Here is an 8,172-nt window from a genome sequence, read left to right on the forward strand (position 1 = left end):
AAGGGGGGCTGGGGGGGATCATAATCTTGCGGAAAACTTTGAAAACACGCCCTAGCCCCCCAATTTTGCGGTGCGACCCGTGGCGAATTTAATTCGCCAACGGAAAGCGCACCGGCGGGGGAACAAAACTCTCAAAGTCCCCCGCCCCCCTAACCCCCCAAGCGAGGGATTGCTCGCTTGGGGGGAATTAGCGGATGCTTCGCTTTTTTAAAGATGGGGACCCACGGGGGCTTTAACAAAACCACATGATCGCGCATTCATTCCTTGATTCAGCAACGCCAAAAATCCTGTGTACCTAATAAGTATTTAAAACGCTATATTTTAAAATTAAATTACCAAATTTATGGCTATGATTATTGACATTTATCAATTTTATCTAAAGCAATCTTGGCTTTCAAAAGAACTCTCCAATAAGCTAAATTACTAGTCCATGCTGTTCGAGGTAACAAGGTGGGAAGAGATTCTCCTGGAGTCTGGGAGTTATCAATGGATGGTTCTAATGAGTTAGTTTGATCCTGCATAGTGGTATAGATTTTTTATAGATTTAACATAGAATTGAACTAAAAAGTGAGTAGGGAACAGGGAACATGGAACAGATAAAAATAATAATATTTGATTCTTTCAGTACTGAAATTTATTGTTATTATTTCAGATATTAAGTTGTTTTTTATAGTGCAAGAGCTTAGTTAAATTGAGATATTACCGACAACTGCGGCCAAGTCTATAGCGTTTCTCATAGTAATGAGGTACACAGGATTTATTCCCTATTCCCGACTCCCGACTCCCGACTCCCGACTCCCGACTCCCGACTCCCGACTCCCGACTCCCGACTCCCGACTCCCGACTCCCTGCTCCCTGCTCCGTAAAAAATCCCCTGACCATTGAATGCGATCAGCACTAAAGTGGAGGGGATCATTGTTTGGCCAAGGAGTGTTTATTGGCTCTTCAATAATTTCAAATTCACCGTTATCAAAGGGAAGTCCTTGGGCTTTTACTTTAGGCACAACTCGCTCTCGAATTCCTTGAGATGCTTGGGTTAAGGCCCGATGGTGACAGTAAGGATTATTCCCTCTGCGGTCAAAGAACACATGAGCGGTCCAAGAGCAACCACCGCGACATAGTTCAGCAAATTCGCAAGTCTTGCAGAAACCCCACAGATGGGATGTCCCTTTGGGAGTATCGGCTCCTAGATTAAACCGCAATTCTTCAGTTTCTTCAATGATTGTCCCCAGGGAGTGGTCTCGAATATTACCTCCGGTGTAAGCTGAAGTCGGTAAGGACGGGCAACCTTTGATAGCACCATCGGCTTCAATACCCAAGGTAGAGAGTCCAGCTTGACATCCCTGCCAAAATGTCCAGGGATTGCTATCTCCTCGCCCTCGCAGTAGTCGCTCGTAAGGACCGTAATAGCCTACATTATTTCCGGCCTGTACTTTCACACCTTCGCTATAAGCCCGCTCAACTACACGAGCAATCATGGGATATAAATCCAGCAGTTCATAGGGTTGGAGCAGAATGTCGTAATTGTCAGCAGCATTGCCCATGGGTACAGTTAACTGAATCTGCCAGGCGAAGATTCCTGCATCCCTAAGCAGCTGATAGATCTGGGGAAATTCTGGTGCGCTGAGGCGATTGATTTGAGTATTGCAGCCGAAAGGAATACCGACTTCTTTGAGATGACTCATGGTCTTAAATGCCCATTGCCAAGAACCCTTTCTCCCCCGTAGGCGGTCGTGGGTTGCTTCTAAGCCATCCACAGAAACGGAAACTACCCGAATTCCAGCTTCTTTCATCCGGCGGGCTGTCTCTAAACTAATCCCAAAGCCACCAGTGGTCATACCACAAACCATTCCTGCCTCGGTAATGGCTTTGGCAATCTCTAGCCAGTCCGGACGTAAAAAGGCTTCACCCCCAATTAAGGTGACTTCTGTAATCCCAACTTCGGCCATCTGTCTGACCAGATCCAGAGCTTCTGCTGTAGACAGTTCTTTTTCCCGTGTATGACCAGCACGAGAACCACAGTGCTGACAAGCTAGGTTGCATTTAAGAGTAATTTCCCAAACCGCATAACTAATTCGGCGATAAGTCATAACTAAGCACGTTTGTATCTCGGTTGTAAACAGACCAATTGCAGGAAAAGGCAAAAGGCAAGAGGCAAGAGGCAAGAGGGGTAAGAGTGTGGGAAGTTTGGGGAGATGGGGAGATAGGGAGATGGGGAGATGGGGAGATGGGGAGATAGGAAATATTTTTATAGCGTTTATCTTACTGACGAGGTAAAGTAAATTTTCGTCTTACCCCGACACCCGACACCCGACACCCGACACCCGACACCCGACACCCGACACCCGACACCCGACACCCGACACCCGACACCCGACACCCGATTCCCGATTCCCGACTCCGTAGACTATGAAATATTGTCTGTGTTCGCGTCTTTTGAAATGTAACCAATTTGATCAGGAGGTATGGAAGCGCCATACAATGCGATCGCTTGAGGAGGTTTCGGTCCAGGCTCGATGACTACTCCATAGACGGGCTGAATCGTAATAGGTGGCTTATGTTTGGGTGGCTCAATCGGATGTATAGGTCCCCATGGCCAACCACAGTAGCCTCTAAACACGCCACCAACAAGTACTTCTAGGTCTTCTTCACTGAGATTCTTGAAATTATCGTCTAAATCTCTAAGCTTATTCTCATCGAGAATTTTAGCTGTGGTAGTTTCCAAGTCTTCTGCTGTGAAATCATAGCCAGCATCTCGCACCATAGTTTGGTAGTCTTCTGGACTTGCAGCATCTTCAAGCTGGCTACGGAAATTTTTATCAGCAGCTAAGCGCTTAAAGAACAGGATTACACTTTCTAAAAACATAAACGTTCTCCAACCATCAATACTATAAATAAAAATCCCATAGCATAAATTTGTCTCGCCAATCTGGCTAAATTTACAAATCTTATTAATAAAATACACAGGATTTTTTCCCGATTCCCTGTTCCCGATTCCCGATTCCCGATTCCCTGTTCTCTACTCCCTTTTGTAAGTTCATGTAGGGTGGGCAGTGCAGCAGACAGATTCAGAAGTTTGCAAAGCGCGTTGCTAGACACTGCCCACCCTACGATTAATGACTTTTGTAACTGATTAACTGCACTTGATATGACTCCGTTAGCGATAGTGATCTTTTTTTTTAAAACTTGGGAACTTTCACTTCACCTGTGCGTCTGGGGATGGTGTTTGGGAAGCTGTCAACTCTGATAACCAAGGAGTTGAGCTATCTGAAAGAGTTATCTAATCAGGAGAGTTGTGTTCTATGTCTAGTGCATCTACTTGGAATTCCACCAGCACTGCCATGTTGCTGTTGGGAATAGTTACTGGTGTCACTGCGCCGATGGTAATTGCGGTTCCAAACCAAACTAGCTTTATTGATATTCAAGGTCATTGGGCAAAACCGTTCATTGAAGGGTTGGCAGCAGAAAACCTGGTAAATGGATATGCCAATGGCACCTTTAAACCTGATCAAGCTGTTACTTACGCTCAGTTCTCTGCAATGGTGAGCCAAGCTTTCAGCGAAAATAATTTAGCTTTGCCCAAAACATTTGATCGTGAAGCGGCTGAGTATTGGGTAAGTCGTAACCTAACTGAGCAGGATAAATCCAACAGCCAACTACGTCCATCTTCGCCACTATCTCGGGGACAAGTATTGGTGTCATTGACCAATGGTTTGGGTTTAAATGGTTTGGGTCTATACTCTAGCAGTTCAGTAAAGAACACTCTCTCTTCCTATGAAGACCTATCCCGAATCCCTGACTATGCCAAAGATAGCGTTGCGGCTGCTACCCAAAAGGCTATGGTCGTCAACTACCCGAATGTAACCTATCTTGATTTTGGTAAACCTGCTACCCGTGCTGATGTGGCAGCGTTTATTCATCAAGCTTTAGTGAATGAAGAGGTATTAGCTCCCCTGTCTAGTCAACATCCAGCCTCTCAATATATTGCTCAGCTGACGGGAGAGACTAAATCTGTGGGTGACGACAGCCTGATGGAATCAACTCAGACAACTGAAAAAACTGAGGGGACTGATTCCACTGAGTCAATGACTAGTAAGGATGAACTCCCAGAAACTAAGGAATATCAAGTTTCCAAAGGTACAGTGATTGATGTAGCCTACACAGTATCAGACAAGGTGGCTGTGGAGCGTGGTGAAACTATTGATATGACGCTGTTAGTGGCTGAGGACATCAAAAATGAGCAAGGAATAGTCTTAATTCCAAAAGACAGCGAGATTGAGGGTCAATTAGTACCGCGTTATAGTGGTTCTCAGTTTCTTGGTACTCAGTTTGTGGCTCAAAAACTTAAAATTGGTGAATTATCCTATAACACCATCAATGCCACCTCGAAACTGGTTACTGATGCTAAGCCTGATGATACGGAGAAACAAACATTAGAAGGTGCTGCGGTTAATATTTTGACTGGTGTCTTAACTGGTGGTAATTCTAATCAACAACCGGAGCAGCAAAATCCTATGATCATTAATCCGGAACAGGATTTACCACTAACACTGGGTTCTGATTTATATCTCCAAGTAGCTACTAAAACGCTAGAAATGCCAGAAACCCCAGAAGCCCCAGAAGCTATGGACACTGAAGAAATCCCAGAAGCTATGGACACTGAAGAAATGCCAGCAACACCAGAAGCCCCACCAGTTCTAGAAGCACCAAAACTTGAGCTTCCGCAAGTGCCACCCTTACAGGTTCCAACTCGTTAACCAACCTACAAAAGTTCCTAGTTAGTGCCTAGTTAAGGACTCAGAAGAGACATGCGATCGCATGTCTCTTCAATTGTATCGAGGCAAACGCTTAACAGTCGGACAGACTACCGATACTGAGGGGAAGCATCTCTCCGTTGATCGTCAGTCCTAATAACATCGGCTCTTGGGGTTCTATATACTTGCCAGTGAGTACACAACGCTCTTTGCGCTCAGCGATCGCTTGAATGGTGGCTCTGATATCAGACTTACAAAATTGAGGTCGATAATCACCAGACTTGTGCTGGACATAGTTCCAGAGAATATCTCGAATCAGAGCTTGATAGCCCTGAGTGCCAGAAAGTTCTTTGAGTTTATCTTTCAACTGTCGATCCAGACGGATGCTGGTAACTTCCATATCAGTTGTTGAGTTTTGACGGGTGAGTGTAGGCATTAATTTTTTCCTCCAAATATCTGGACATTCCCGTAATACAAGTGTAGTATTTAAAAAGCGGCTTGAAAATCGTTTTTCACAAATTTCGCCTTCAAACATTTCATCTTCTATGAGTCATCATTTAACCTCCTCCACCAATTGCTCAGATATCAACTGCTTCGGCGGTTCGGGATTCGGGGCAATATGGGTGGAGCTTTTGTTTAGGGGCAAATATGACTCGATCGCACAGGGAACAGTCGAGTATAGAAGGCATGATTCACAACCAATCAATTGTCGGCCAGAGATCAATCTGAAACTAAATAGACACAGCGGGAGGTATAGGCGAACGCTAGCAGTACTGACATAGCAATCAGCCTACCCTAAAAAATCTTAAACGCCCCCGCTCCTGACAAACAGAAGCGGGGGTTTGGTTTATGAGGAGTCAATCCGTGACAAGCACAACTGAGGTGTTGAGGCAATCGGTAGTGGTTTTTTCCAAAAACTACTTACCCATTAATCGAGTCAATATCAAACGAGCGATTGCTCTGTTGGTTACCGGGAAAGCTGAACCAATCGATTTCTTTGGTGGTAAGGGCTACAAAGTCCGTTCTCCTAGTGTGGTGATCTTGGTACCAACCCATATCCGCTTGATAGTTACCGAAACTGAACCAACTTGGCGAGTTCCTCCAGTAAATCGGCGGGAGGTCTTAAGACGGGACAAGCATCGGTGCCAATACTGTGGCAGCACCAAAAAGCTAACCCTCGACCATGTCATGCCTCGGTCAAAAGGCGGGAAACACAGTTGGGACAACGTCGTTACGGCATGTGAGCGTTGTAACAGCCTTAAAGGCAACCGCACTCCCCACCAAGCGGGAATGAAATTACCCAGACAGCCCAAAGCACCCATGCATCCAGCTATTGCTTTTGCGGAACAGTTTTGGCGTCAACAGCAAATCAATCGGTTAGAGGAGGAAGTTACAGGTAATGCTGAAACTGATTTATACCGAAAATAGCTTTTATCTAGAGCGTTTGGCTCAATCCCTAGAAGAATGGGTAACAAAACGAACCCTTGTCTCGCTCCGTGCGGGTGCAAGTTTCTATATCGAACCCAGCACTGCGTCATTTTTGCTACCAGCTAACTTGCCCCACCTCAGGGAATTAGAGGTGTTTGTGGAGCAAGACAAAACCGATGCGATCGCATTATCGATTTGTGATGCGGAATATGTTGAAGTAAGCCTACAAGGCACCTGGCTAACGTCAGATCCAGAAGATGAAGAGGGAATTTTTGTAACAGCAATGAACTATGCTGTTGAGTTTTTTCTCTATCAGCTGTGGCAAGAGGCTAACCATCGGGCTTCTGTTCCGAAGGATTGATTAAGAGGCGCACTTAGGTGTGCCTCTTTTTTACAGTTTTCTTTTAACAGTTCTCTTTAAACTTCTCAATGTCGATAGGCACCGATTTCTGGTTGAAACGGTACCACTTCCTGGTGTACCTCTACCCCCAACTGCTCTAACATCCCTTGCAAAACTGGGTCAGGAGATAACCTTAAATAGCTAGCCGTTACTTCTAAAGGGACATGGCGATTACCCAAATGATAAGCAGCTCGCAGCAAATTCACCGGTTTTTTGGCAGTGACAGTCAGTACCGGTTCTGGTTTAGCAGCAATTCGGATCATCACCTTCGTATCTTCAGCTTCCAGTAAATCCCCATCCTGCAAGACACTGCCCCTAGGCAAACGCAAATACAAATTTTCACCATCCGCTGTTTCAAAGCGGTGGCGAGTTCGGGTACGCTCCTCGGCTGTCAAGGAGAGGGTAAAGCCGACTTTAGTATTCTGATTAGCTCTGAGGCGTTTCGTAAAGGTGAGCATGGGCAATTTACCATTGCTGAATTCAGACTTCTGTTTAAAACAAATACCAAGTGAAGTGAGCAAAGGTAAGCTATCAGCTATCAGTTATCAGTTATCAGCATTCAATTATCAGCATTCAGTTATCAGCATTCAGTTATCAGTTATCAGTTATCAGCGGTCAGTTATCAGCGGTTAGCTGATTTTATTCAAAAGCTGAATGCTTATGATGGTTGACACTCCCCGCCCTGGAAGGACGGGGATTCTTGCTTCTACGAGGTGACTTGTAAAACCCTTGCCGGAGCCAGAAAAAATAGAGGTCTCCTCGACCCAAGCGTAGTTGGTCTATGACCCAGGTTTCGGTGTGCCGGAAACGAAACCTTATCAGAGGGTCGCCTTAATCAAAAAGGTTAAAACTTTTTACTCATAGCCGACTAACTATAAAGGCGACCCTCTGAATACGGTAACTTCTAACCCCACCGTACCTAATCTAGTTAACAAGTTAGATAAACTTTTTCTTGATCTTATGTTTTCGTAGATATCCAAATCTAAGAATTTGATTATGCAATAAGCTGATATCTTAGCTTATTTTTTACATCATCTACTTATTTTAAGATCATGTTTATCTATAACATTATTTTTTTTTATCTTAACACGATGCGATCAAACCGTCAAGTCTTAATTTCAAAAAAAGCCGTCCCTAGAAGTTACCGTAAGAATAAAGAAGCCTTTAAAGGGGGCAGGCTATGAGCAGAAGGGTTAAAACTTATTAATTAAGGCTTCAAAATTCTAAGGTTTCGTCTCCTATAAGGACGGGGCTTTAAACCCAAATTTTTTGGTAAATCCCCAAACTTTCAATTATGTAACATCTCGAACTATTAAATTATCCCAAATGAGGTTTATTTTAAGCTGACCGCTGACCGCTGACCGCTGACCGCTGACCGCTGACCACTGACTACTGACCGCTGACCACTGACTACTGACTACTGACCGCTGACCGCTGACCGCTGACCGCTGACCGCTGACCGCTTTTGCCCACCCTACAAGCTTGACATATTGTCAATTTTGTTGTAAGCGAACTAGTTCATTGTGGATGCGCCGTTGTAACTTCTGATCCGATTGGGCGCTAACGGTAATGGAATTAAATCGAGATATG

Annotated in this window: 11 protein-coding genes; 5 read left to right on the plus strand and 6 right to left on the minus strand. The window is 44.8% G+C overall.

Annotated elements, in window-relative coordinates; all coding sequences use genetic code 11:
* The first annotated feature begins 79 nt into the window (after positions 1-79).
* On the plus strand, positions 80-211 hold the full coding sequence (locus F6K37_RS26485; RefSeq protein ID WP_287253327.1) for a hypothetical protein: 132 nt from the start codon (positions 80-82) through the stop codon (positions 209-211).
* A 142-nt stretch (positions 212-353) separates the two neighbouring features.
* On the opposite strand, the gene F6K37_RS26490 is transcribed toward F6K37_RS26485, so the two are convergent.
* The 4 genes from F6K37_RS26490 to F6K37_RS26505 form a co-directional block, all read right to left on the minus strand.
* The gene (locus F6K37_RS26490; RefSeq protein WP_287253328.1) at positions 354-521 is read right to left on the minus strand and encodes a hypothetical protein; all 168 of its coding nucleotides are present in this window, start codon (positions 519-521) and stop codon (positions 354-356) included.
* 243 nt (positions 522-764) lie between these two features.
* The gene (locus F6K37_RS26495) at positions 765-2,090 is read right to left on the minus strand and encodes a nif11-class peptide radical SAM maturase 3 (RefSeq protein ID WP_287253331.1); all 1,326 of its coding nucleotides are present in this window, start codon (positions 2,088-2,090) and stop codon (positions 765-767) included.
* A 317-nt stretch (positions 2,091-2,407) separates the two neighbouring features.
* On the minus strand, positions 2,408-2,866 hold the full coding sequence (locus F6K37_RS26500) for a Nif11-like leader peptide family natural product precursor (protein ID WP_287253332.1): 459 nt from the start codon (positions 2,864-2,866) through the stop codon (positions 2,408-2,410).
* Positions 2,857-3,099 (minus strand): hypothetical protein, encoded by a 243-nt coding sequence (locus F6K37_RS26505; protein ID WP_287253334.1) that lies wholly within the window; start codon positions 3,097-3,099, stop codon positions 2,857-2,859. The genes F6K37_RS26500 and F6K37_RS26505 overlap by 10 nt, the downstream gene beginning before the upstream one ends.
* A 203-nt stretch (positions 3,100-3,302) precedes the next feature.
* Here F6K37_RS26505 and F6K37_RS26510 point away from each other — a divergent pair, with 203 nt between their 5' ends.
* Positions 3,303-4,757 carry an S-layer homology domain-containing protein gene (locus tag F6K37_RS26510; protein ID WP_287253335.1) on the plus strand — a complete coding sequence of 485 codons (1,455 nt, stop codon included), beginning with the start codon at positions 3,303-3,305 and terminating at the stop codon, positions 4,755-4,757.
* Between the two features lie 91 nt (positions 4,758-4,848).
* On the opposite strand, the gene F6K37_RS26515 is transcribed toward F6K37_RS26510, so the two are convergent.
* Positions 4,849-5,190, minus strand: a complete 342-nt coding sequence (locus F6K37_RS26515) for a ribbon-helix-helix domain-containing protein (RefSeq protein WP_287253337.1) — start codon at positions 5,188-5,190, stop codon at positions 4,849-4,851.
* A 413-nt stretch (positions 5,191-5,603) separates the two neighbouring features.
* On the opposite strand from F6K37_RS26515, the gene F6K37_RS26520 reads away from it, so the two are divergent.
* Entirely contained in the window at positions 5,604-6,182 is a 579-nt protein-coding gene (locus F6K37_RS26520) for an HNH endonuclease (RefSeq protein WP_502708870.1), read from the plus strand.
* A complete protein-coding gene (locus F6K37_RS26525) occupies positions 6,154-6,543 on the plus strand; it encodes an alr0857 family protein (RefSeq protein WP_008183840.1) in 390 nt (129 codons plus the stop codon). The genes F6K37_RS26520 and F6K37_RS26525 overlap by 29 nt, the downstream gene beginning before the upstream one ends.
* A 65-nt stretch (positions 6,544-6,608) precedes the next feature.
* Here F6K37_RS26525 and ureE read toward each other — a convergent pair whose 3' ends face one another.
* Positions 6,609-7,040: an urease accessory protein UreE gene (gene ureE, locus F6K37_RS26530; protein WP_008183842.1), complete on the minus strand. Its 432-nt coding sequence runs from the start codon at positions 7,038-7,040 to the stop codon at positions 6,609-6,611.
* On the opposite strand from ureE, the gene F6K37_RS26535 reads away from it, so the two are divergent.
* Complete coding sequence (locus F6K37_RS26535) at positions 7,039-7,215, plus strand: hypothetical protein (RefSeq protein WP_287253343.1); 177 nt, start codon at positions 7,039-7,041, stop codon at positions 7,213-7,215. The two genes, ureE and F6K37_RS26535, sit on opposite strands and share 2 nt — an antisense overlap.
* Positions 7,216-8,172 lie beyond the last annotated feature (957 nt).

The sequence above is a fragment of the Moorena sp. SIO4E2 genome, assembly GCF_010671945.1.
GTDB classification, from domain to species: Bacteria; Cyanobacteriota; Cyanobacteriia; order Cyanobacteriales; family Coleofasciculaceae; genus Moorena; species Moorena producens.